Genomic DNA, 23814 nt, shown 5'->3' with positions numbered 1-23814 from the left:
GGCGCGGGAGCTGCGCCAGTGCGCGCCAGTTACAACTCGGGCGCACCGGCGCAGCTCCCGCGCAGCCTGAAAAAGGCGCGGTGGGCCGTGGCCGGTTACTTCAGCTCGGCGGCCAGCCCGGCCGCCAGATTGCCTCTCGGCATGACCTCGATCTCGTCGAGCCCCTGCCATCGGGCGGCGTCGCGCAGCAGCGTGGCGAGCCGGCCCGCAGCATCCGTTGGCGCGGTCGGCTCGGCCCAGGCCGACTGCACCCGGAGTACCCCGTTCTGCCGGTCGTTCTTGAGGTCGACCCGACCGACGATCGTGTCGCCGAGCAGAATGGGCAGCGAATAATACCCGAACACTCGCTTCGGCTCCGGCGTGTAGATCTCGATGCGATAGTGAAAGTCGAACAGGCGCAGGGCGCGGGCGCGTTCCCACACCACCGGATCAAACGGAGACAGAATCGCCTGCGCGGATATGGCGCGGGGCAGCCGGGCGTCCCGGTGCAGCCAGGCTGCGCCCGCAGCGCCGCGGGGGCCCCAACCGGGCACCTCAACCGCAAGGAGCTCCCCGGCCTCGGCGAGCTCTCGCACAGCCACCGCGGTCGGCGCTGATTTCAGGCGAAAGTAGTCGGCGAAATCCTTCACCGTGCCGATGCCGTGGGCGCGTGCGGATCGGCTGACCAGCTCGCGGTGCGCATCCGCTGACGAAACGGTGCGATCGAGCACAGCGGTGGCGAAGACCTGGTCCGGCAGGGCGTAGACCCGTTCAAAGCGGATGCGTCCAGCGCTGACCACGTCACCCCAGCGAAAGAGCACTTCGAGCCCGGTTTTCACCTCGGACCAACCCCACCAGGGGCCGCTGCGCTTGTTGGCGTCGTGTTCAATCGCGCTCGCGCGCATCGGCCCGTTGGCGGCGAGTTCGGCCAGAAGCCAGTTCAGCATCGGGCGGTTGGCGTGCGACCAGTCATCCGGTGTGCGCGCCGAACGGTCACGAAAATGCTGCATGCGCCAGCGAAACAGCGGCCAGGTGTCGACGGGCAGGAAGGAAGCCTCGTGCGCCCAATACTCGGTGAATCGAGCTTCACGTCCGGTGGTGAGGCGGTCGAGTTGGGTCTTGTCGTAGGGTCCGAGCCGACTGAAAGCGGGCATGTAGTGGCTGCGCTCGAAGACGTTGACCGAGTCGATCTGCAGCAATTCGAGTCGGTTCACCAAATTGCTCAGCTGGCGGATACCGACCGTCGATGTGGGCGCGGGTCGGGCGCCGAAGCCCTGAGCGGCCAGGGCGATTCGCCGCGCCAGCTGCGGAGAGACAGGGGATACGGGGGTGGCCATTCGTCTCACTTTAGTTGCGCGAACGTTCACCTGTCGTTAACCGCAGTTCCGTTTGGTGGCCATGCTACCTTCATACCTTAGAGCGACCGGCGCTTGCCCCTATCCTGTTCATACGACACGTTTGCCACAGTCTTCAAACGTTTCACCACCGGTCACGATGGAGGAAAATTGTCTATTAAAAAATCTCTGACGGTATCGTTGGCCGTCGCGGCCGCTCTCGCGCTGACGCTCAGCGGATGCTCCACCGCAGCCGAAACGCCGGACTCCGGCATCGACGCGGCAACCGCCACGAGCCTGGACGCCTTCGGCGATCTGGCGGGGCTTGAAGCGGCAGCGAAGGCGGAAGGATCCCTCAACGTCATCGCATTGCCGCGGGACTGGGCCAACTACGGGGCCGTTCTCGATCTGTTCGCCCAGAAATACCCGGAAATTACGATCAACGAGGCATCGCCCGATGGGTCGAGCGCTGAAGAGATTCAGGCTGCGGACAACCTCAAGGGACAGGACACGGCTCCGGACGTGTTCGACCTGGGGCTCGCCGTCGCCCTGTCCAGCACCGACCGTTTCGCGCCGTACCAAGTTGCGACCTGGGCGGACATCCCGGACGCGCTGAAGGAAGCCTCTGGACTCTACGTCGGCGACTACGGCGGATACCTCTCCGTGGGTTACGACCCCGACGCCGTGCCGGCCCCCAAGGAACTCACGGATCTGCTCGGCGCCGACTATAAGGGCAAGGTCGCCATCAACGGTGACCCGACCCAGGCCGGTGCGGCCTTTGCCGCCGTTGGCCTGGCCACCGTGCAGAGCGGTGGAACGGTTGATGATTTCCAGCCCGGCATCGACTTCTTCTCCGAGCTGAACGCGGCCGGCAACTTTCTGAAGGTCAACCCCACCACAGCAACCGTCGCTTCCGGCGAGACCCCGGTGGTCTTCGACTGGGACTACCTCAACGTGGGGTACGGCACTCAGCTTGAGGGCCAGCGCAACTGGAAGGTTGTCGTCTTCCCCGGAGTCGGCTACGCGGGCTATTACAACCAGGCCATTAACAAGGATGCGCCGCACCCGGCGGCAGCGCGGCTGTGGCAGGAATTCCTGTACGGCGATGAAGCGCAGAACTTGTGGCTCGCCGGGGGAGCCCGCCCCGCGCGGGCCGAGGCCATGGCGGCTGCCGGCACCATCGACGCCAAGCTCTTCGACGCGCTGCCCACGGTACCCAGCGAAACCGTCGTACCGACCGAAGCGCAGAGCACGGCGGCAGCGACCCTCCTCGGCGAAAAGTGGGCTGCGGCTGTCCAGTAACGTCCGTGGTCGGGCAGCAGCCTTCGGGCTGCTGCCCTTCGCGGTTTATGTGCTGTTGTTTCTGGCTGTGCCGACCCTGATCGCCATCGGCACGGGCTTTTTCGACAAGTCGGGGGCCCCGACCCTGGCCACCGTTGCAGCACTCGGCGACCCCGTCGTGCTCACCACTTTTTTCAACTCCTTCTGGCTGTCGGCACTGACCGCCGTGGTCGGAGCTGTCGTGGGCGCTATCGTCTGCTACGCCCTGCTCGGAACCCGCCCGGATGGGCCGCTGCGCACCACGATAGATTCCCTCAGCGGCGTGCTGGCCCAGTTCGGCGGGGTCATGCTCGCTTTCGCCTTCGTGGCGACCATTGGCATTCAGGGCATGGTGACCCTCTACCTGCGCGACACGTTCGGCATCAACATATTCGAGAACGGCGTCTGGCTGTACTCAACGCCGGGGCTCATCCTGCCCTACATCTACTTTCAGGTACCCCTCATGATCATCACCTTCATGCCGGCGCTGCAAGCCCTCAAACCGCAATGGGCCGAAGCGAACGCCACCCTGGGCGGCAGCACCGCGAGCTACTGGCTGCGCATCGCCTTTCCGGTGCTCGCTCCCTCCTTCATCGGCAGCCTGCTGCTGCTGTTCGCCAACGCCTTCTCCTCCTATGCCACCGCAGCCGCGCTGGTCAGCCAGGGATCGCAGATCGTACCTTTGCAGATTCGCGCGGCCTTGACGAGCGAGACGTTGCTCGGTCGGGAAAACCTCGCCGGTGCCCTCGCCCTCGGCATGATCTTGGTGATGGCCGTGGTCATGGTGGCTTACTCGGCGCTTCAATCCCGGGCTGCGCGGTGGCAGCGATGAGCGGCGGGTTTACGACCGGTGGCGTCGCCCACGCGCCCTCGCGCACGGTTCGCACCGTCATCCTCGGCCTGGTCGGGCTGATCTTCGCCGTACCGATCGTGGCCATGATCGAATTCACGCTGCGCGCCGGGCTGGTCGGCGGGTACAACGTCGACCGTTGGGTCGCGTTGTTTCAAAGCGGCTTTACCGGGGTCTACCGACCGGTGCTGATCGCATTGGGCAACTCGGTGGCTCTGGCCATCGGCACCGTCGTTATTGTGCTGTTGCTGCTCGTACCCACGATGCTGCTCGTGCACATCCGCTTTCCGCGGCTGCGTCGCACCCTGGAATTCATCTGTATCCTCCCCATCACCATCCCGGCCATCGTGCTCGTGGTGGGGCTCGCACCGGTCTACGCCATTGTCGCTCGGTTGCTCGGCAGCGGTGTCTGGACCCTCGCCTTTGCCTACGGCATCACGGTGCTGCCGTTCGCCTACCGGGCGATTCAGTCCAACCTCGACGGTGTTGATGTGAAAACCCTCACCGAGGCGGCACGGACTCTGGGGGCCGGCTGGGGGAGTGTGCTGCTGCGCATTTTGGTGCCCAACCTGCGCCGCGGCATCCTCGCCGGCGCTTTCATCGCCGTGGCCGTTGTACTGGGCGAATTCACGATCGCGTCCCTGCTCAACCGGGTCAACCTGCAGACTGCGCTTGTCGTGGTCAGCAAGGTCGATCCGTACACGGCCGTTATTCTGTCGCTGTTGGCCCTCGCCTTCGCCTTTGTGCTGCTTCTGGTCATCGGACGACTCGGTGCCCCGCGCACCCGCCTATCCCGCACCCGCCCGTCACTCACCGGCTCGTCGCGCACCCGCACCAACGTGAAAGGCCCCGCATGATCTCGCAGCAGCCCACCCAGACCCGACCGGGTACGGTCGTCGAATTCACCGGCGTGGTAAAGGAATTCGCCGGAATGCGCGCCCTGAACGGTTTCGACCTCACCCTGCGCGCCGGCGAGTTCGTAGCTCTACTCGGGCCGAGCGGCAGCGGAAAGACCACGGCGTTGCGCGTCCTGGCCGGCCTCGAATCAACGGATGCCGGAACCATCACCATCGACGGTGTCGACGTGTCCGACCTGTCGACGAGTAAACGCGACATGGGCATGGTGTTTCAGTCGTACTCGCTCTTTCCTCATCTCAGCGCGGGCGAAAACGTTGAATTCGGACTGCGGATGCGCAAGATCAAACCGGCCGAGCGGCGTCGCCGGGCTGCCGCAGCTCTGGCCATGGTTGGCCTCGAGGACCATTTCGATCGCTTCGCACACCAGTTGTCTGGCGGTCAGCAACAGCGCGTGGCGCTGGCTCGGGCACTCGTGACCGAGCCGCGGGTACTCCTGCTCGATGAACCACTCTCCGCGCTCGACGCCAAGGTGCGCGTGCAACTGCGGGATGAGATTCGACGCATTCAAACCGAACTGGGCATCACCACACTGTTCGTCACCCACGACCAGGATGAAGCTCTCGCCGTTGCCGACCGCGTGGCGGTTATGCGCGCGGGCAATATCGAACAGGTCGGCACACCGGAAGAACTGTATTCCCGGCCGGCTACCCCGTTTATCGCCGACTTCGTGGGGCTCAGCAACCGCATCAGCGGAATCGTTCGCAACGCTCAGGTTGACGTGTACGGAACGCTTCTGCCCGTGATCGATCCGGCAACGCCAGACGGACCGGCGCACGTCTCGATCCGACCGGAAGACATTGAATTCGCCGAGGCGGGCCTGGCGGCGACCGTGATTGCGTCCAGCTTTCTCGGCTCGCTTCGCCGCACAACGGTGCGTCTGGCCGACGGCAGCACGGTATTTCTGCAACACGGCGTGCGTGTGCATCCGGTGACGGGCGAAAGCGTGTTTCTCAAGTTTTCCGGAGCCCCGGTATCCACCGAGCCGGTGAGCAGCACCAGTGGGGTACTGAAACCGGCATGATGGCAGTCCTAGACTGAGCGGGTGAGTGAATCTACGGGCAATCCGGGCGAGCGTGCCCTGCTACGTCTGCGCCGCCGACGAAATGATGAGCAGGAGCGTGAAGCCGCAGAGCGGTCGCGGTCCGAACTGCTGGTCACCCCGGTCGAGGTGCTCGAGCCCGCACCGAACGGCGTTGACGAAAACCTGCCGGCCGGCATCCGCTTAGCCGCAGCGTGGTCGTGGCGACTGATCGTCATCGCTGCGGGTATCGCAGTGCTGATCTTTCTGATTATCCAATTGCGGCTCATCATCATTCCGCTGCTCGTGGCGGTACTGGTCTCCGCTTTGCTGAATCCCCTCGTGGGTTTTCTCGTCAAGCATCGGTGGCCGAAGGGACTCGCCGTGGCCACGGCGATGGTGGGCACTCTGGTGCTCGTTGCCGGGTTGGTCACACTCGCCTCCACACAGATTGCCGAGGGCACCGTCGGGCTGAGCGCTCGACTGACGGCGAGCTTCGACAGCCTCAAGACGGTGCTCGCGGCGTCGCCGCTACAACTATCAGATACCGAGATCACGAACTATCTGCAGCAGGGCTGGACGGCGATCCAAAACGATAGCGCCGTCTTCATCAGCGGCGCGCTGTCGGTCGGTACGACCGTGGGGCATCTGCTGACCGGGCTCCTGCTCGCCCTGTTCAGCCTGCTCTTCATCCTGATTGACGGAAAGTCGATCTGGGCCTGGATCGTGCGTTTCTTCCCCAAGCGGGCGCGTGCGGCCGTGGATGGTGCCGGGATTGCTGGCTGGACGACCCTGGGTAATTTCGTCAAGGTGCAAATTCTGGTGGCCTCGATCGATGCCGTCGGCATCGGGGTGGGAGCGGCCCTGCTCGGGGTGCCGATGGCCATTCCGATTGGCATCCTGGTCTTTCTCGGCTCGTTCATTCCCATCGTCGGTGCCGTCGCCACCGGATCGGTCGCGATCGTGATCGCACTGATCTTCAACAACTGGGCCATCGCCCTGGCCATGCTGGGGGTTGTCCTGCTCGTGCAGCAGGTTGAAGGGCACGTTCTGCAACCGCTGATCATGGGAACGGCCGTTAAAGTGCATCCGCTCGCCGTTGTGCTCGTCGTGGCGGCCGGAGCGCTGCTCGCGGGAATTCCGGGGGCGCTGTTCGCCGTTCCGGTGGCTGCAGTCGTGAACGCCATGACCAGCTATATTTCGGGCGGCTCGTGGCGGGGCGACGCGATGAAGCCGGGTCCGGAGACCGGGTCGGTGTTGTGGCAGACCGTGCCGCAGAGTCGTCCGGGGTACCGGCCGGCCGGTGCGCCGGAACGTACCGCTCGAGTGCGGCTGCGAACGGGTGTCACGGCGCGGAACCGATTCGCGCGCGGCACAGCAGCCGGTGCCAGACCCGCAGATTCCGCACCGACCAGCACCACGCCGGCCGCCACCGCGCCACCAACAGATTCGAGCGCACCTCGCGCCCAGCACGACAGTACGGAGAACTAAGACATGCCAGAGACCACCCTCGTCGCACCGACCCTCGCTGAGTTCGAGGCCGCGCGTCCGGTTGTCGCCCAGGTCGCTGATGTGACCCCGATGGAAAGCTCGCGCTACCTCGCCGAAGTTTTGGGGGCACCGGTCTACCTCAAGTGTGAAAATCTGCAGCGCACCGGTTCCTACAAGATTCGGGGTGCCTACAACCGGCTCTCCAAGCTCACCGACGAGGAGAAAGCTCACGGTGTCGTCGCAGCCTCGGCCGGCAATCACGCTCAGGGTGTAGCGTTCGCCGCGCGCGAGCTGGGCATCAAAGCCACCATCTTCATGCCGGTCGGGGTAGCGCTGCCCAAGCTGTCCGCGACGCGCGACTACGGCGCCGAGGTTATTCTGCGTGGTACCAGCGTGACCGAGCCCCTGCTGGCCGCAGCCGAGTACGCCCGCGAGACCGGTGCGATCCTCATCCCGCCGTTTGACCACGTCGATGTTGTGACCGGGCAGGGAACGCTGGGCCTGGAAATTCTCGACCAGGTTCCTGATCTCGAAACCGTCATCGTGCCGATCGGTGGCGGCGGATTGATCTCCGGCGTGGCCAGTGCACTCAAACAACGTGCCGCTCGGGACGGCCGTCACATCAGGGTCATCGGGGTGCAGGCGGAGAACGCGGCTGCCTACCCGCCCTCCCTGGCGGCCGGTGAGGCCGTAACGATCAGCATCCTGCCCACCATCGCCGATGGCATCGCCGTCGCCAAGCCGGGACTGCTCAACTTTGCGATCGTGCGTGACGCCGTCGACGAAATCGTCACGGTCAGTGAAGACGACACCGCCCGCGCTCTGCTGGTCTTGCTCGAACGTGCCAAGCTCGTGGTGGAACCAGCCGGCGCTGTGGCCGTTGCTGCCATTCTGGCCGGCAAGGTCACCCCGACCGGGCCGACCGTGGCCATCTTGTCGGGGGGCAATATCGACCCCCTGCTCATGCAGCGCGTGATCAGCCACGGCCTGGCCGCGTCGGGCCGTTACCTCACACTGCGCATCATGTTGCCCGACCGTCCCGGTCAATTGGCCCGCATCTCCGAACTGCTCGCCGAGGCGACAGCGAACGTCATTGAGGTGCTGCACACCCGACACGGAGTCGGCCTGCAGCTCAGCGAGGTCGAACTCGACGTCAGCGTCGAAACGCGGGGACCGGAGCACCGTCAGCACGTCGTCGAGACCCTGCGCGCCGCCGGCTACGACCCGCAGATCGACTAAGCGGCTCGTACCCGCCCAAGCAGTGCGCGCGACGATACGCCGCCCTACACTACAGTGCGGCTCACCCGAGAGTGCGGCTAGTACGACAAATTCGTACTAGCCGCCGGCCGGGAGGCACTCCGTAAAGGTCAAGCTCCAGTGAAAGTCTCCACGTTGGAGATCTGCACGGTGATTTCCTTGCCGTTCGGTGTGGTGTAGCTGGTCTTCGCGCCCACCTTGAGACCGATGATCGCCGCACCGAGCGGGCTCTGCTCGCTGAACACGTCCAGGTCACTGTTGGCGCCGATCTCGCGGCTGCCGATGAGAAAACGGCTCTCGTCGCCGGCGATCGTGGCGGTGATGACGGTGCCGGGAACGACGACGCCGTTGCTCTCGGGGGCGTGACCGACCTCAGCGGTGCGCAGCAGGGCGGTGAGGGTGCGAATGCGCGCCTCCATCTTGCCCTGCTCCTCTTTCGCCGCGTGGTAGCCGGCGTTCTCTTTGAGGTCGCCTTCTTCCCGGGCCGATTCGATCTTCTTCGCGATGTCGCCGCGGCCGAAGTTGCTCAGTGTTGCCAGTTCCTCGGCGAGGCGGTCATGGGCCTCCTGAGTTAGCCAGGTGACCGTTGTTTCGGTTGCCACGAGTCATCTCCTTTATTACGCTCAGGCGCAGAAAGGCCGGTTGAGGCCGCGCGGATATAGTCGACGCCCCGACGAATGTCGAGGCGAATACGTCAGTTTAGGTCAGCCAGCACTGGTAAATCAAACCCGTGTTGCTCAAGTCTGTGGTGCGTAAAAGCTCGGTAAATGACCGGGTGTAGAGCGTTGACGGCGGCAGATCGATGATCTTCCAACCGACCACAGAATAGCTCTCGTTGAGGGCCTGCACCGCGCAACTCGCCGGGCGATTGGGCGGAAGCGACACCTCGAACGTGACGCTCACACTGTGCGCATCGATGATGGTGTGCCCAATGTCGCGCGCCTCGATTTGCGTGGACGCCCCGTCCAGCCCGGTCCACAGCACCCAGGCACCCATCACCAACACAAAAATACCGCCGAGACCCCACAGAATTCGACGGTCCCGGCGCTTATGGTCGAGGGTGCGCCCATAGCGTGAGGCAATCACGGGGCTCTCGATCGGCGCCGGCGCTTTTGTCGACGAAGATTCATCGAGGCGAAACGGTTCTACGCTGCGCGGAACTCCGCTGGGAGTGCTATTTACGGGCACAGGTGATTTCACACTTTCCATGGAGCGATTAGGCTGGTCTCTAGGTTATCTGGCCTAAGGTTATCCGGCATTCCTGAGGAGTATGGTGACGCTGCGACTGTTGGCTGTGCATGCACACCCTGACGACGAATCGAGCAAGGGCGCGGCGACGTACGCGTACTACCGCAGCCTCGGCGCTGAGGTGCTCGTTGTGAGCTGCACCGGCGGTGAGCGGGGCAGCATTCTGAACCCGGCCCTCACGGGTAATGCCATGGCCGAACGCGACATCGCCGGCCTGCGCCGCCTGGAGATGCGGGGTGCTCAGCAGGCCCTCGGAGTGCAGCACCGCTGGCTCGGTTTTGAGGATTCCGGCATGAACGAAGACAAGTCGGTGCCGGCAAACTCATTCGCTGACATTCCGGTGGAGTATTCAACCGAACCGCTCGTCACGATCGTGCGGGAGTTTCGGCCCCAGGTCATGATCACCTACGACGAAAATGGCGGCTACCCGCACCCCGACCACATTCGCTGCCACGAGGTCTCCCTCGAAGCGTTTCGCGCGGCCGCAGACCCGGATCGCTACCCCAATTCGGGTGCTCCCTGGCAGATCGACAAGCTGTATTACGACCGCATCTTCAACCTGGAGCGCATCGACGCGATGTATCTGGCGCTCAGCGTGAAGGAGCCGGACTCGCCGTTGCTGGAACCGCTCGGTGAAGCGCGCGAATGGATGAAGAACTACCCGGCTCTGGCCACCACCCACGTGCCCGCAGGCGAGTTTCTGGAGGCGCGTGATGCCGCCCTCCGCGCGCACGCCAGCCAGGTGTCACCCGAGAGCAGCTTCTTCTTCTGGCCCAATGACCTCGTTCGCGAGGCCTGGCCCTACGAAGACTTTCAACTCGTCGAATCGAAAGTAGAGTCCGCAATGCCCGAATCCGATCTCTTCGCCGGAATCCAGGACGACGAATGATCCCGCTGATCACCGTTGTGCTCGCCGCCACGCCCGAGCCCGAGTTCGACCCGAATACCGTCTCGCCGGGAGTCGTCGGATTCATCGCCATCTTCCTGGTAGGAGCGGCGACCCTGCTGCTGGGCATCGACCTGGTGCGTCGCATCCGCCGCACCACCTATCGCGCGGAGATCACCGCCCGGCTGGCCGCCGAAATGGCCGAGCGCGACGCGGCGACGGATGCTGCTGATCCCACAAGCACGCACCCGGACCAGCCGACCGAGCGGTCCGCCAAGCCCGAATAGTTGCGGTTCGCCCGCTACGGGTAGAGCGGATGCGTGGCGATCAGCAAGATCGCGACGAAATGACACAGGAATGCCACGACCGTGAGGGTGTGGAAGATCTCGTGAAAGCCGAACACACCCGGAATCGGGTTGGGCTTCTTCAGGCCGTAAATTACTGCACCGACCGTGTAGCAGAGACCGCCGACCAGAATGAGGGTCATCATCGTGGCGTTGGCGTGAAAGAAATCCACGATGAACAGCAACGCACCGTAGCCGAGCAGTAAATAGAGCGGCACATACAACCAGCGCGGGGCGTGGATCCAGAACACCCGAAAGAGGATGCCGAGTCCGGCTCCGCCCCAAACCAGCCAGAGCAGCAGCGTCGCTTTTTCCGGCGGCAACGCGAGCACGGTGATCGGTGTGTACGATCCGGCGATCAGCAGAAAAATATTGGCGTGGTCGATGCGTTTGAGCATGATTCGAGTGCGCGGCTGCCAATTGAAGCGGTGATAGAGCGCGGAATTACCGAAGAGCAGCATCGAACTGAGCACGAAAACGGCCGAGCTGATCTTTGCTGCCGGCCCCTCAGCCAGTACCAGCAGTACGATACCGGCCACGATGGTCACCGGAAAAGTTCCGGCGTGAATCCAACCGCGCCACGTCGGTTTTATATCCTCCGGATGGGCGTCAGCGGCCTCGATCAATGGCAAATTAGGGATATCGTGCTCGGTGGCCATGGTGCAAGGATACGACAGCGAACGGCCAGCTTGCCCCGAACGCTCGTCGGAGTGGACTAGCGTAACTGTGTGCAGAAACCCCAAGTCCCCTCAGCGCAAGGCCTCCTCTACAGGCTGTACCAGCGCCGACTGCGGCGCGGGCTCACGCCGGAACACCTTCCCCGACACGTCGCCATGATCATCGACGGCAACCGGCGCTGGGCCCGGCAGCTCGGCTTTCAGAACGCCGCACACGGGCACCGGGCCGGCGCTGCCAAGATGCGCGAATTCCTGGAGTGGTGTGACGACCTCGGAATCTCGGTCGTGACCCTGTATCTGCTCTCCGCAGACAACCTCACGCAACGCCCGAGTGAAGAACTCGCCGATCTGATCGAAATCATCGCCGATCTCGCCGAGGAGCTCTCTCACTATCGCGATTGGCGGGTGCAGCAGGTGGGGTCGAAGGCCGGGCTGCCCCTTCCTCTCGTGGCAGCCCTCGACGCAGCGGATGCCCGCACGAGCGACCGTACGGGACTGCACGTGAACCTCGCGGTCGGCTACGGCGGACGCACCGAGATCACCGATGCGATGCGCAGCATCGTGGCCTCCCACCACGCTCACGGCGGCAGCCTGGAGGACCTCGCGGAGACGCTCACGCCCGAACTGATCGGACAACACCTGTATACCGGCGGTCAGCCCGACCCCGACCTGGTCATTCGTACCTCGGGCGAGCAGCGGCTGAGCGATTTCATGTTGTGGCAGAGCGCGCACAGCGAGTTCTACTTTGTGGAGGCCCTCGGGCCTGACCTGCGGCAGATCGATTTTCTGCGGGCTCTGCGTGATTTTTCCCGTCGCCAGCGGCGTTTCGGCGGCTGACCGGTACGTGGAAGCGCCCGGACGGGCCGAGAACGGGTGGGATGCGACCAACTGGGGCAGTATGTGATTGACAATCGATTGGACCGCGCATGAATTCGCTCCAGAGCTTCACCGACGGCTTTCGGGACGAACCCGGATACCTCGATTTCGGTCGGGTCGGCCCACTCTCCGAGGTCGTCGTGGCGGAGACTCTTGGCCAGACCGAGGTGCTCTCCCGAGCCCGGTACGGCAGCCTGGACCACCTCGTCGAACAAGACCTGCGAGCTCGAACCGCAGTGTCCGAGCTCACCGGTTTCCTGCCCGATCAGATCGTGCTGCAGCCCAATACCAGTTCCGGTCTGATGCAGGCCATGTTCGGCCTGACCGGCACCGTGCTGCTGTCGGCCGGGGAATTTCCGAGCATTCCGTTTGCCGTGGTGCGTGCTGCCGAGGCCCTGCACGTGGTCACCCCGCTCTGGTTGGAGACCGATCACGGCCGCGTCACCCCCGGCCAGATCCGTGATCAGATCACCCCGGCCGTCGCGGCCGTTGCGGTCAGCCTGGTCGATTCCCGCACGGGGTATCGCACCGATCTTGACGGCATCCGTCAAGTGATCGGCGATCGACTGCTCATCGTCGACGCGATCCAGGGCTTCGGCGTGGTCGACGCCGCGTACGAGGCCGCGGATGTCGTGGCCTCGGGCGGCCAGAAATGGACCAGAGCCGGCTGGGGCACCGGTTTTGTCGCCCTGAGTGAGCGGGCGCTGGAACGCCTCGTGCCGGTGTATTCCGGCCACGTCGGCACCGACACCGACGACCCGTGGGATGAGGTCACCGCGCCGAGCCACGGTGCCCGGGCCTTTCGCATGACCAACGGCGACAGCATCGCCCAGGCTCGGTTCGCTGCAGCTCTGGAGCAGACCGCCGATGTCGGCGTTGACGTCATCCAGGCCGCCATGAACGACAACGTTTCGCGCATCCTTGAACTCGTCGATGAATTCGTCATTGACGTTGTCTCGCCGCGAGATGCCGGCGAGCGGGCAGGCATCGTGGTGCTCGAGCCGCCAGCGGAGCTGCTGACCACTCTCGTGGCGAGTCTGCACAACCACGGCATCACCGCGACCACCCGCGGCACCACCGTGCGTCTGTGCGTGCACGCGGCCCTCGATCCCGACACGGTGACCATGCTGAGAGGCGCTCTGACCGCCTACACGCTCGCCGCGACGTACTAGGCACTACCAGCCACGACTTGTGCCAGGACAGGTACGAGACGAAGGCCTCAGCACCGGTGACGGTGAACTCGACGTCTGCCCCAACGCCAGATGAACGTCAGAATTCCGTGGGCGTGTCGGGTTCCTTTTTGCGCCCGTACGTCGTAGCGTCACTTGCATCAGGTACGGCACCTGATCGAGACGGCCATATAAGTACGGCTCGAGAATGCTTGATGGCCAGCTCGCCAACGTGATCCGCGTCTCACGACGCAGGGTGGGAGTGGTTGTGAACGCTAATCGAACCGACGCCAACGCGACTGATCGGGTGGAGACATCCGCTTCGCAAACCGAGCGCACCTTTGTGTTGGACACCTCGGTACTTTTGTCAGATCCGAAAGCGATTTTCAGCTTTGCCGAGCACGCCGTTGTGTTGCCCGTGGTGGTGATCAGCGAGCTCGAGTCCAAGCGCAACGACCCGGAGATCGGTTATTTCGCCCGACAGGCGCTGCGCAACCTCGACGAACTGAGGCTCAAGCATGAGCGCCTCGACTTTCCGATTCCGGTCGGCGAGGGCGGCAGCTTGCGGGTGGAACTCAACCACTCCAACATGTCGGTGTTGCCGTCCGGGCTTCAGCTGGGCGACAACGACTCGCGCATTCTCGCCGTGGCCCTCAACCTGGCCAACGACGGAATGACCGTGACGGTCGTCTCCAAAGACCTGCCCCTGCGGGTGAAGGCCGCGTCCCTCGGCCTGGCTGCCGATGAATACCGGCACGAACTCGCCGTCGATTCGGGTTGGACCGGAATGGACGAGATCACCCTCAGCGCCGAGCAGATGAGCGTGCTCTACGACAAAGAGACGCTCGATTCCCGCACGGTGCAGGACATGCCCATCAACACGGGCCTGGTCATTCACTCCGACCGCGGATCAGCACTCGGCCGGGTAACCAGCCGAGGCACCCTCAAGCTCGTGCGCGGCGATCGTGACGTCTTCGGACTCCACGGCCGGTCAGCCGAGCAGAGGCTGGCGATCGACCTGCTGCTTGATCCGGAGATCGGCATCCTGTCACTCGGCGGACGGGCCGGAACCGGCAAGTCGGCGCTGGCCCTCTGTGCGGGCCTGGAGGCGGTGCTGGAACGCCAGCAGTACCGCAAGATCATGGTCTTTCGCCCGCTGTACGCGGTCGGCGGCCAGGACCTCGGCTTTCTGCCCGGTGACCAGGGCGAGAAGATGGGGCCGTGGGCGCAGGCGGTCTTCGACACCCTCGGTGCGATCGTGTCGGAAAACGTGGTCGAGGAGGTGATGGAGCGCGGCATCCTCGAGGTGCTGCCGCTCACCCATATTCGCGGTCGGTCCCTGCACGATGCCTTCGTGATCGTCGACGAGGCGCAGTCGCTCGAACGCAACGTGCTGCTGACGGTGCTCAGCCGCATCGGTCAGAACTCGCGGGTGGTGCTCACCCACGATGTCGCCCAACGCGACAACCTGCGCGTCGGCCGCTTCGACGGTGTGGCCAGCGTCATTGAAACGCTGAAGGGGCATCCGTTGTTCGCACACATGACCCTGACCCGGTCGGAGCGCAGCGCGATCGCGGCGCTGGTGACGGAGATGTTGGAAGGGAACGAGGTGATGTAGGGGCATCGGGGAGCGGATGGCTGTGATCGCGTCGTCGATCGGGTCGTCGGTCGGGATCGGGTCGTCGCAGTCGGCGACCCCCGAACGGCAGCGCATTCGTTCCTCAGCTCGGGTCATGTGCACCGGCAGTTTCTGATCTCGTCCTGCCCCCGTTGGTCGAGCCCAACATTATCGACCGGGTGCCTTTGTGGGTGCATGTTGCCCTGCATCCCCCACCTTCACGAGGCGCGGGATCTGCGCCAGTGCGCGGGAGGCGCACCTCGCGCGCAGGGGCGCAAATCCGGCGCGGCGCGTGACGCTGGACTTCTGGCCAGACCGTACCACCTGCGCACTGGCGCAAGTCCCGCGCGGCGAGTTTCGACCCTGCCCACCGCAGTGCGCGCACGGGCGCAGGTCCCGCGTCGAGGACAGATGACGTGACGCTCTGGACTCTGCGTAACCTGGGCTCACGTGCCAGCGTGCGCCCGAATGCTTGGGCGGTACTGCCGGGACGTCAACACATTAAGGACGTCGAGTGTTGGCGTTGGCCTCAAGGGGCGCAACGACAACACTCGACAGTTGTGCGGCGCGGGTTACTTCTTTTGCGGCGGGCGGGTCATGCTCAGCACGTCGAGCGCGGTGTCGAGCTCGGCGAGCGTGAGGTCGCCGCGCTCGACGTGGCCGAGTGCAATGACGGCCTCACGCACGGTGAGTCCCTCAGCGACGGCCTTCTTGGCCACCTTGGCGGCCGCTTCGTAGCCGATGACGCGGTTGAGCGGGGTGACGATGGAAGGCGACTTCTCCGCCAGGGCACGAGCGTGCTCGAGGTTGGCAACGAGGCCGTCAACGGTCTTGTCGGCGAGTACGCGGGTCGCGTTGGTCAGCAGACGGATCGACTCGAGCAGGGCGGTTCCCATGACCGGGATGCCGACGTTGAGCTCGAACGAGCCCGAAGCGCCGGACCACGCGATCGTGGCATCGTTGCCGATGACACGTGAGCAGACCATGAGCACGGCCTCCGGAATAACCGGGTTGACCTTGCCGGGCATAATCGAGGAACCGGGCTGCAGGTCGGGAATGTTAATTTCGCCGAAGCCGGTGTTGGGGCCGGAACCCATCCAGCGCAGGTCGTTGCTGATCTTGGTCAGCGAAACGGCGATGGTTCGCAGGGCGCCTGAGGCGTCGACGAGGCCGTCGCGGTTGGCCTGGGCTTCGAAGTGGTCGCGTGCTTCGGTGATCGGCAGTTCGGTTTCGGCCACAAGAAGTTCAATGACGAGTTGCGGAAAACCATACGGGGTGTTGATGCCGGTGCCGACCGCGGTGCCGCCGAGCGGAACCTCGGCGATGCGGGGGAGTGCCGTGCGGATGCGCTCGATACCGAGGCGCATCTGGCGGGCATAGCCACCGAACTCCTGGCCCAGGGTCACCGGGGTGGCATCCATCAGGTGGGTGCGACCGGCCTTGACGGCCTCTTTCCACAGTTCGGCCTTGGCCTCCAACGACACGGCGAGGTGGTCGAGCGAGGGGATCAGCTCGTCGATCAGGGCGCTCGTGACGGCGATGTGAACGGAGGTGGGGAACACGTCGTTGGAGGACTGGCTCGCGTTGACGTGGTCGTTCGGGTGCACCGCACGGCCGAGGGAACGGGTCGCGAGGGTCGCGATGACTTCGTTCATGTTCATATTCGAGGAGGTTCCGCTGCCCGTCTGGTAGACGTCAATCGGAAATTCGGTGTCGTACTGGCCGGTGATGACCTCGTCGGCGGCCGCGGCGATCGCGTCAGCGATGTCAGCATCGAGCACGCCGAGCTGGGCGTTGGCGAGTGCTGCCGACTTCTTGATGCGGGCCAGCGCCGCGATCTGCGCGGATTCGAGGGTGGAGCCCGAGATCGGGAAGTTCTCCACTGCTCGCTGCGTCTGGGCACCGTAGAGTGCGTCCGTTGGAACACGGACCTCACCCATCGTGTCGTGTTCGATCCGGTAGCCGGCGTTTGCGGAGGTGTCCACCACTATGTGCATTCCCTTTCGGTGCTGTATGAGAGTCGTACTGTGCGCAACGGGTGCGCGGAAGGCCTAAAGAATGCCCACCTGGATGTGAGGATCGGCGTGTCCTTCGCGCAGAACGTAGTTCGCACCGACGATAGCCAATGTACCTTCTGCGACGGCGGCGGTGATCACCTCGGACTGCTCGAGCAGCTCTGTGATCGTGTGTTTGAGGTGTTCACGCCCGACCAGACCGGCATCGACCTGCGTCGAGTCCACGAAAGTGGATGCTTCCACCCCGCTGACCAGACGCACCGCCGGCACGATCTTCTCGATAACGTGCGCGATGTGCGCTGGCAGGGCCGGGGCATCCACTGTTTGAGAATCGATGGCAGCACGCACCGCGCCGCACTCGTCATGGCCGAGGACGAGAATCAGCGGCACGTGCAATACGGCGACCGCGTATTCGAGCGAGCCGAGCACGGACTCCGAAATGATCTGGCCGGCGTTGCGCACGACGAACAGATCGCCAAGGCCCTGATCGAAAATGATCTCGGCCGCGAGCCGGGAGTCGCTGCAGCCGAACAGTGCGGCGTGCGGAGTCTGTTGGCCGACGAGTTCGGCCCGCCGGTCGACGTCCTGCCGGTGCCGGGGGGTGCCGGCGACGAAGCGCACATTTCCCTCGCGCATTTCGTTCCAAGCCTCGGCTGGAGTTGGATTAGGCGTTGTTGTCCGGTTCATTCTGCTGCATTCTCCGCTACGTTGGCGGTCAGGGCGATGGCGAGAGTTTCGAAGTCTCCGGTCGGTGCCGTGCCGATGAGCACATACGTACTGGCACCGGCGGTTGTGACGAGGGCGTAGTCAAAATTGCCCCGGTCGGCGGGCTGCGCGCTGTTACGGTACACGTCCCAGATCACGCCATCAATGGTCACGGTGTCGACCACGGGCGAGTCGGGTAGTTTCTGCGCGAGCCAGGTGGGATTGGCATCGAAGGCCTGGCTGAAGCCGATGTACTGGTTCTCGGGCGTGATCAGCCCGATGTACCACGACGGGACCTGGCCGTTGGTGCCGGCCCGCCACTCAGCGTCGTTGGCGCTCCAACCATCGGGCAATTCGGGACTGGCGAGGGCATGCTTGACGACCGGCTGCAGCTGGGACGCAATGGTGGCGTAATCGACGTCGCGATTGATCGGGTTGTCGTTGCGCGGCACCAGAAGCACGAGCACGAGCACGGCGGCAACGGTGACCAGAAGCGAGAGCACGAGGTTGTTGACGGTCTTGCGCGACCGATACTTGCGCGAGTTCTCGGCCAGACGATCGGCGGTCTCCTGCGCGGTCTCCGGCCGGCCGAGCTCGGCGACGACGCGCGGCGGCTTGACGGCGCGGCTCATCTGCTGGGCATACCGTCGGCAGGGTCGCCGCCGGTGTCGGCCGCAGCGGGCGCAGTCGCGGCCAGGCGTGCGGCATCGAGTCGGGCCTTGGCACCGATCAGCCATTCTTCGCACCGTCGAGCGAGCGCTTCGCCGCGTTCCCAGAGCGCGAGGGACTGCTCCAGGGTGCTCGAACCCTGCTCGAGCTCGTTCACGACTCGAATGAGTTCATCGCGAGCCTGTTCGTAGCTGAGTTCACTGATAGCGGGGGCAGGCGAGGTCATGGCTTCCATTCTAATTATTTCGACACGGTGGCGGGCACGGCAACGTTTGCGGTGACGGGCACCGTTCCGCCGGCCAGGGTGAGCAGCAGTGCGGTTCCGTCCGGGGCATCGTCGGCGCTGCGCAGCACCTGGCCATCGGGCAGTTGGGCGATGGCATAGCCACGGTCGAGGGTGCCCTGCGGTGACAGGGCGCGCAGCTGGGAGCGCAGCTCCACCACATTGGCACCGGTCCGCTCGAGAATGCGCCCGGTGAGTTCAACGCCGCGGGCGACGTAGCGGGTGAGGTCTTCGCTGCGGGAATCGATGATCCAGCGCGGGTCGACGAGCACCGGACGGCTGCGCAGCTGCGAGATTCGATCGATTTCCGACGAGAGGATGCCGGTGAGCCGGCTGCTCAGGCGGGCCCGGGCCTGCTGCACCCGGTTCAGTTCGTCGCTGACGTCGGGAACGACGCGCTTGGCGGCATCGGTCGGGGTAGACGCCCGGAGATCGGCCACATCGTCGAGCAGCGGACGGTCAGCCTCATGCCCGATCGCACTGACCAGCGGGGTGACGCAGGCGGCCGCGGCGCGCACCAGGCGCTCGTCGCTGAACGTGAGCAGGTTCTGAAAGTCGCCACCGCCACGAGCCACGATGATCACATCGACCTCTGGGTCGGCATCGAGCCGTTGGATGGCGCTTGTCACCTCAGCGACGGCACGATCACCCTGCACGGCGGCGTGGGCGACGCGAAAGTTGACGGCCGGCCAGCGCAGCTGGGCATTGCGGAGGACATCCTTTTCGGCGTCGGAATCTTTTCCGGTGACGAGGCCGATGCAGTGCGGCAGAAACGGCAGGCGCTTCTTGCGGGAGGCATCGAACAGACCCTCGCTTGCCAGCTGTTTACGCAGCCGTTCCAACCGTTCGAGCAGATCGCCGAGACCGACGTGGCGCATTTCGAACGCCTGCATGGTGAGGGTGCCGCCCTTGACCCAGAAATTGGGCTTGACCAGAACGACGACGCGGTCTCCCGCCTTGAAATCAGCGGTGAGCTTGGCGCGCACCGACGACCAAATCGTGAAACTCACGGTGGCGTCTTCGGAGAGGTCCTTGAGCTTGCCGTAGACGTTGCCGCCGCTCGCGCCCCATTGGGTGATCTCACCCTCAACCCAAACCATGCCGAGGCGTTCGATATACCCGCGAATCTTGTTGGAGAGTAAGGCGACTGGCCACGGTGTTTCGACGGTGGCCGGGGCGTCCGTCATGCCGTTCTCCTCGGCGATGCGCTGGCTTGGGGCACAGGCTGGTCCTCCCAGAGTTCTTCGGTCGTGCGTGCGTAGACTGAGGCGGTGAACACCAGCATGCAAACGAACACCGCGCACACTCAGGGCGCGAAGCCCGTTATCGGCTTGGGCATGCCGCGCATTCCCAGCGCCCGCAACAGGCTTAAGGATACCCCGGTGGTCGGACCTAAGCGGGTGCTGCTCGCCGCCCCGCGTGGGTACTGCGCCGGGGTCGACCGCGCGGTTATTGCTGTCGAGAAGGCGCTGGAGCACTACGGCGCCCCGGTTTACGTGCGCAAGCAGATCGTGCACAACATCCACGTGGTATCCGAGCTGGAGAATTTGGGTGCCATCTTTGTTGATGAGGTCGATGAGGTTCCGCACGGCGCGCACATCGTGTTCAGCGCCCACGGTGTCTCGCCGGCCGTCGTCAACGCCGCCGCAGAGCGCGGCCTGCAGGCCATCGACGCCACCTGCCCGCTCGTCACCAAGGTGCACCGTGAGGCCGTGCGCTTCGCGCGCGACGATTTTCAGATTCTGCTGATCGGTCACGAAGGCCACGAAGAGGTCGAGGGCACCGCCGGTGAGGCTCCCGAACACACCACCCTCGTCGGCAGCCCCGAGGAAGCCGACACCGTTGTGGTGCCCGACCCCGACCGGGTGGTCTGGCTGTCGCAGACCACGCTCAGCGTTGACGAAACCATGGAGACCGTTCGCCGGCTGCGGGCTCGCTTTCCCAACCTGCAGGATCCGCCGAGCGATGACATTTGTTACGCCACCCAGAATCGCCAGGTCGCCATCAAAAAGGTGGCTCGTGAGTCTGATCTGGTGATCGTGGTCGGTTCCGCCAACTCGTCCAACTCGGTGCGTCTGGTCGAGGTCGCTCTGGAATACGGCGCGAAAGCGGCGTATCGCGTCGACTTCGCGAGCGAGGTCAAACAGGAGTGGCTCGACAACGCGGCGACCGTCGGGGTGACCAGCGGAGCATCCGTTCCCGAAGAACTCGTCGACGAACTCCTCGAGGCCCTCTCCGACGCCGGGTATACCGACGTGCAGCAGATCAAGACCGCTGAAGAAGACCTGATTTTCTCGCTGCCCAAGGAACTGCGCAAAGACCTCTCGGGCGAAACGGATGCCCGTGCCTTCGGTGGACGTGCCGCCGCAGCCGAGTAGACGGGGCTACTGACGGCTGAGGAACTCGATTAGGGTCGGGTCGTTGAGCATCGCGGCGAGCATGAAAGCGAACATCGTTACCGTTGACACCGCACCACCGATCAGCGATACGTAGAACGCCCGGCGGCGCCGCAGCAGCAGACGCACCGACACGGCGGCGGCGACCAGCCAGATGAACACCACGGCGATAGCGCCGACCGACGTCAGTAAACCGATGCCGGCTGCGGGGGTGTAGGTGCCGAGGTCCTGCTGGGTGTACAAGACCTGCATTGCGTCGGGTAGGGCGCCGAGCGAAAACGCTCCATACAGGGTGGCGATGAGTCCGAACGTGAGTAGTCCGATGGTCAGCGGCCGGTCCCAACCGGGCACGGGGCGTCGACCAGACGGCAGCGGCGGTTCCGCAACGGGATGGTTGCCGGCGTGCGGTGGCGCACCAGCTCCCGCCCCTACGGCGGGGGCGGGAGCGGGGTCAACCCGGTCGTCTTCCCGCGGAGGTTGCCACGTCCAGCCCTCAGGGGCGAGTTCGCCGTACTGCGGGCGGGGACGTGGGTCTTTTGCGGGGGAAGGAACGGAGTCCGGGTTCTCTGACATTGCTCTAACTGTTTGAGTGCCCGGCGGAGCCGAGCTGACGGGTGGAATCAACGACGCGGGCGGCCATGGCTGACTCGGCCACCTTGCCCCACGCGCGCGGGTCGTAAATCTTCTTGTTGCCGACTTCGCCGTCGACCTTGATCACGCTGTCGTAGTTCTTCAACATGTAGTCGGCGATGGAGCGGGTGAAGGCGTACTGGGTGTCGGTGTCGATGTTCATCTTGACGACGCCGTTGGCGACGGCCTCGGCGATTTCGGCATCGGTTGAGCCGGAACCGCCGTGAAAGACGAGGTCGAGAGGGAGGGCGGCGAGCCCGAACTTGGCGGAGAGGCCGGTCTGGATCTCCTTGAGGAGTTCCGGGCGCAGCTTCACGTTGCCGGGCTTGTACACGCCGTGCACGTTGCCAAAGGTCAGAGCGGCCATATAGCGGCCCTGCTCGCCGAGGCCGAGAGCTTCGACCATTTTGATCGCGTCGTCGAGGGTCGTGTACAGGTTCTCGTTCACATCGGCCTGAACGCCGTCTTCTTCGCCGCCGACGGCGCCGATCTCAACTTCGAGAATGGCGTTGATCGCGCGGGTGCGCTTGAGGATGTCAGTGGCGATTTGCAGGTTCTTGTCGAGCGCGATGGCCGAACCGTCCCACATGTGCGACTGGAAAATGGGGTTCCCACCATCGGCAACCGCCGACTCCGAGGCTTCGATGAGCGGAATGACGAAGTCGCCGAGGGCGCCTTCGGGGCAGTGGTCGGTGTGCAGCGCCACGGTGATCGGGTAGTTGTCGGCGACCGAGTGGGCGAAGCGGGCGAAGGCGAGCGCGCCGGAGGCACGGTTCTTCACGGTGTGGCCGGCGAAGTAGTCGGCGCCTCCGGTGGTGACCTGAATGATGCCGTCGGATCCGGCCTCGGTGAGGCCCTGGAGAACGGCGTTGATGCTCTGCGATGACGACACGTTGAACGCCGGGTAGGCGAACCCGCTGGTCTTGGCTTTATCGAGCATGGCGGCGTACTGGTCGGGGGTTGCGATAGGCATTGCTTCTCCTCGAAAGTGTGCGGGGGTTTGACATGAGTCTAGCCACGCCCGCCTCGGTGTGGTCTGTCGCGATAAGGTGACTCGGGCGGACAATCCGCGCGATCCGCCGCGCATCCGTCGTTATCGAAGTCGAACTAACGTCCGGGAGGACCTTTCGTGAACAGCACAGAGACCGCCACCCTCTTTCAACACCCCGACCGCAACCTCGCCATGGAACTCGTGCGTGCCACCGAGGCCGCCGCTATCCGCGCCGTGCCCTTCATCGGCCGCGGCGACAAGAACGCCGCTGACAAGGCCGCCGTCGACGCGATGCGCGCCTTCCTCGGCACCGTCAACTTCGATGGCCTCATCGTCATCGGTGAGGGCGAAAAAGACGAAGCCCCGATGCTCTTCAACGGCGAGCATGTCGGCAACGGCCGCGGCCCCGCCTGCGACATCGCCGTTGACCCCATTGACGGCACGAGCCTCACGGCCGCCGGCCGCCAGAACGCCGTCTCCGTGATCGCGGTTTCGGACCGCGGCACCATGCTCGACGCTTCGTCGATTTTCTACATGGACAAGATCGTCACCGGCGCAGCCGGGCGCGGCGTCGTCAGCCTCGACCAGTCGATTGCCGACAACATTCGTGATCTGGCCCAGGCCATGAAGAAGCCGATCGGTGAAATGACCATCGCCGTACTCGACCGCCCCCGCCATGCCGGCCTGATCGATGCGATTCGCAGTGCCGGTGCCGGAACCCGACTCATGCTCGATGGCGACGTTGCCGGCGGCATCAACGCGGCGCGCTACGAGACTCGTATTGACATGTGCGTCGGTATCGGCGGAAGCCCGGAAGGTATCACCACGGCCTGCGCCCTTAAGGCGCTCGGCGGCTACATGCAGGGTCGTCTCGCCCCGAAGGACGACGCCGAACGCGCCCGGGGCGTCGCGGCCGGGCTCGACATTGACAAGCTGCTCGAGATTGACGACATGGTCAGCGGCGACAACACGTTCTTCGTGGCCACCGGTGTCACCGATGGCGGGCTCGTCGACGGCGTGCGTCGTAAGGGCCCGATGATTCGCACCGAGAGCATCGTGTTGCGTTCACGTTCGGGCACGGCTCGTCGTGTCATTGCGGAGCACCTCGCCGAGAAGTGGCTGTAACCGGTCCAATCGGTT

General features: G+C 64.5%; 24 protein-coding genes. 13 read left to right on the top strand and 11 right to left on the bottom strand.

The annotated features are described in order from the left end of the window. Positions 1-95: 95 nt before the first annotated feature. Positions 96-1316, bottom strand: coding sequence for a winged helix-turn-helix domain-containing protein (locus QMK22_RS13000; RefSeq protein ID WP_283498068.1), 1221 nt, complete (start codon positions 1314-1316; stop codon positions 96-98). Positions 1317-1484: 168 nt separating this feature from the next. On the opposite strand from QMK22_RS13000, the gene QMK22_RS12995 reads away from it, so the two are divergent. From QMK22_RS12995 to ilvA, 6 genes are read left to right on the top strand one after another with little or no spacing between them, the layout of a single operon-like run. Continuing rightward, positions 1485-2615, top strand: a complete 1131-nt coding sequence (locus tag QMK22_RS12995) for an ABC transporter substrate-binding protein (protein ID WP_502857665.1) — start codon at positions 1485-1487, stop codon at positions 2613-2615. Next, positions 2599-3465: an ABC transporter permease gene (locus tag QMK22_RS12990; RefSeq protein WP_283498108.1), complete on the top strand. Its 867-nt coding sequence runs from the start codon at positions 2599-2601 to the stop codon at positions 3463-3465. Before QMK22_RS12995 ends, QMK22_RS12990 begins: the two co-directional genes overlap by 17 nt. Then, positions 3462-4340: an ABC transporter permease gene (locus QMK22_RS12985; protein WP_283498067.1), complete on the top strand. Its 879-nt coding sequence runs from the start codon at positions 3462-3464 to the stop codon at positions 4338-4340. Before QMK22_RS12990 ends, QMK22_RS12985 begins: the two co-directional genes overlap by 4 nt. Then, positions 4337-5422, top strand: coding sequence for an ABC transporter ATP-binding protein (locus tag QMK22_RS12980; RefSeq protein WP_283498066.1), 1086 nt, complete (start codon positions 4337-4339; stop codon positions 5420-5422). The genes QMK22_RS12985 and QMK22_RS12980 overlap by 4 nt, the downstream gene beginning before the upstream one ends. A 21-nt stretch (positions 5423-5443) precedes the next feature. Continuing rightward, complete coding sequence (locus QMK22_RS12975; RefSeq protein ID WP_283498065.1) at positions 5444-6910, top strand: AI-2E family transporter; 1467 nt, start codon at positions 5444-5446, stop codon at positions 6908-6910. A 3-nt stretch (positions 6911-6913) separates the two neighbouring features. Next, positions 6914-8149 (top strand): threonine ammonia-lyase, encoded by a 1236-nt coding sequence (gene ilvA, locus QMK22_RS12970; RefSeq protein ID WP_283498064.1) that lies wholly within the window; start codon positions 6914-6916, stop codon positions 8147-8149. Between the two features lie 128 nt (positions 8150-8277). Here ilvA and greA read toward each other — a convergent pair whose 3' ends face one another. Both greA and QMK22_RS12960 read right to left on the bottom strand, forming a co-directional pair. Further along, positions 8278-8769: a transcription elongation factor GreA gene (gene greA, locus QMK22_RS12965; protein ID WP_283498063.1), complete on the bottom strand. Its 492-nt coding sequence runs from the start codon at positions 8767-8769 to the stop codon at positions 8278-8280. 97 nt (positions 8770-8866) lie between these two features. Then, on the bottom strand, positions 8867-9253 hold the full coding sequence (locus tag QMK22_RS12960; protein WP_283498062.1) for a DUF4307 domain-containing protein: 387 nt from the start codon (positions 9251-9253) through the stop codon (positions 8867-8869). Between the two features lie 184 nt (positions 9254-9437). On the opposite strand from QMK22_RS12960, the gene mca reads away from it, so the two are divergent. Together mca and QMK22_RS12950 are read left to right on the top strand one after the other, a co-directional pair. Further along, positions 9438-10304, top strand: coding sequence for a mycothiol conjugate amidase Mca (gene mca / locus QMK22_RS12955; protein WP_283498061.1), 867 nt, complete (start codon positions 9438-9440; stop codon positions 10302-10304). Then, positions 10301-10588, top strand: coding sequence for a hypothetical protein (locus QMK22_RS12950; protein WP_283498060.1), 288 nt, complete (start codon positions 10301-10303; stop codon positions 10586-10588). The genes mca and QMK22_RS12950 overlap by 4 nt, the downstream gene beginning before the upstream one ends. Positions 10589-10602: 14 nt before the next feature. Here the strand turns inward: QMK22_RS12950 and trhA are convergent, their stop codons facing one another. Further along, entirely contained in the window at positions 10603-11304 is a 702-nt protein-coding gene (trhA, locus tag QMK22_RS12945; RefSeq protein WP_283498059.1) for a PAQR family membrane homeostasis protein TrhA, read from the bottom strand. Between the two features lie 69 nt (positions 11305-11373). Between trhA and QMK22_RS12940 the strand changes: the two genes are divergently transcribed. From QMK22_RS12940 to phoH2, 3 genes are all read left to right on the top strand, one after another. Then, entirely contained in the window at positions 11374-12159 is a 786-nt protein-coding gene (locus tag QMK22_RS12940; RefSeq protein ID WP_283498058.1) for an isoprenyl transferase, read from the top strand. An 89-nt stretch (positions 12160-12248) separates the two neighbouring features. Beyond that, on the top strand, positions 12249-13370 hold the full coding sequence (locus QMK22_RS12935) for an aminotransferase class V-fold PLP-dependent enzyme (RefSeq protein WP_283498057.1): 1122 nt from the start codon (positions 12249-12251) through the stop codon (positions 13368-13370). A 259-nt stretch (positions 13371-13629) separates the two neighbouring features. Then, on the top strand, positions 13630-14985 hold the full coding sequence (phoH2, locus tag QMK22_RS12930) for an RNA 5'-3' helicase PhoH2 (RefSeq protein ID WP_502857678.1): 1356 nt from the start codon (positions 13630-13632) through the stop codon (positions 14983-14985). A 572-nt stretch (positions 14986-15557) separates the two neighbouring features. Here the strand turns inward: phoH2 and QMK22_RS12925 are convergent. Genes QMK22_RS12925 through xseA form a run of 5 tightly spaced genes read right to left on the bottom strand, consistent with a single transcriptional unit; the run spans position 15558 to position 19844 of the window. After that, positions 15558-16982, bottom strand: a complete 1425-nt coding sequence (locus QMK22_RS12925) for a class II fumarate hydratase (protein ID WP_283498056.1) — start codon at positions 16980-16982, stop codon at positions 15558-15560. Positions 16983-17036: 54 nt separating this feature from the next. After that, a complete protein-coding gene (locus QMK22_RS12920) occupies positions 17037-17636 on the bottom strand; it encodes a carbonic anhydrase (RefSeq protein WP_283498055.1) in 600 nt (199 codons plus the stop codon). A gap of 47 nt (positions 17637-17683) precedes the next feature. Next, entirely contained in the window at positions 17684-18337 is a 654-nt protein-coding gene (locus QMK22_RS12915; RefSeq protein ID WP_283498054.1) for a DUF4245 domain-containing protein, read from the bottom strand. Continuing rightward, positions 18334-18609: an exodeoxyribonuclease VII small subunit gene (locus QMK22_RS12910; protein WP_283498053.1), complete on the bottom strand. Its 276-nt coding sequence runs from the start codon at positions 18607-18609 to the stop codon at positions 18334-18336. The genes QMK22_RS12915 and QMK22_RS12910 overlap by 4 nt, the downstream gene beginning before the upstream one ends. A gap of 5 nt (positions 18610-18614) precedes the next feature. Further along, positions 18615-19844, bottom strand: a complete 1230-nt coding sequence (xseA, locus tag QMK22_RS12905; RefSeq protein WP_283498052.1) for an exodeoxyribonuclease VII large subunit — start codon at positions 19842-19844, stop codon at positions 18615-18617. A 150-nt stretch (positions 19845-19994) separates the two neighbouring features. On the opposite strand from xseA, the gene QMK22_RS12900 reads away from it, so the two are divergent. Then, positions 19995-21035 (top strand): 4-hydroxy-3-methylbut-2-enyl diphosphate reductase, encoded by a 1041-nt coding sequence (locus QMK22_RS12900; protein WP_283498106.1) that lies wholly within the window; start codon positions 19995-19997, stop codon positions 21033-21035. A gap of 6 nt (positions 21036-21041) precedes the next feature. On the opposite strand, the gene QMK22_RS12895 is transcribed toward QMK22_RS12900, so the two are convergent. Both QMK22_RS12895 and fbaA read right to left on the bottom strand, forming a co-directional pair. Then, the gene (locus tag QMK22_RS12895) at positions 21042-21626 is read right to left on the bottom strand and encodes a DUF6264 family protein (protein WP_283498051.1); all 585 of its coding nucleotides are present in this window, start codon (positions 21624-21626) and stop codon (positions 21042-21044) included. Between the two features lie 4 nt (positions 21627-21630). Further along, complete coding sequence (gene fbaA / locus QMK22_RS12890) at positions 21631-22656, bottom strand: class II fructose-bisphosphate aldolase (protein WP_283498050.1); 1026 nt, start codon at positions 22654-22656, stop codon at positions 21631-21633. Between the two features lie 210 nt (positions 22657-22866). Here fbaA and glpX point away from each other — a divergent pair, with 210 nt between their 5' ends. Then, positions 22867-23799 (top strand): class II fructose-bisphosphatase, encoded by a 933-nt coding sequence (glpX, locus tag QMK22_RS12885; RefSeq protein ID WP_092108627.1) that lies wholly within the window; start codon positions 22867-22869, stop codon positions 23797-23799. Positions 23800-23814 lie beyond the last annotated feature (15 nt).

This window comes from Cryobacterium sp. PH29-G1, assembly GCF_030063365.1.
GTDB lineage: Bacteria > Actinomycetota > Actinomycetes > Actinomycetales > Microbacteriaceae > Cryobacterium.
Note: the sequence above shows the minus strand (reverse complement) of the source record. Positions and strands in the feature narration are given on the sequence as shown.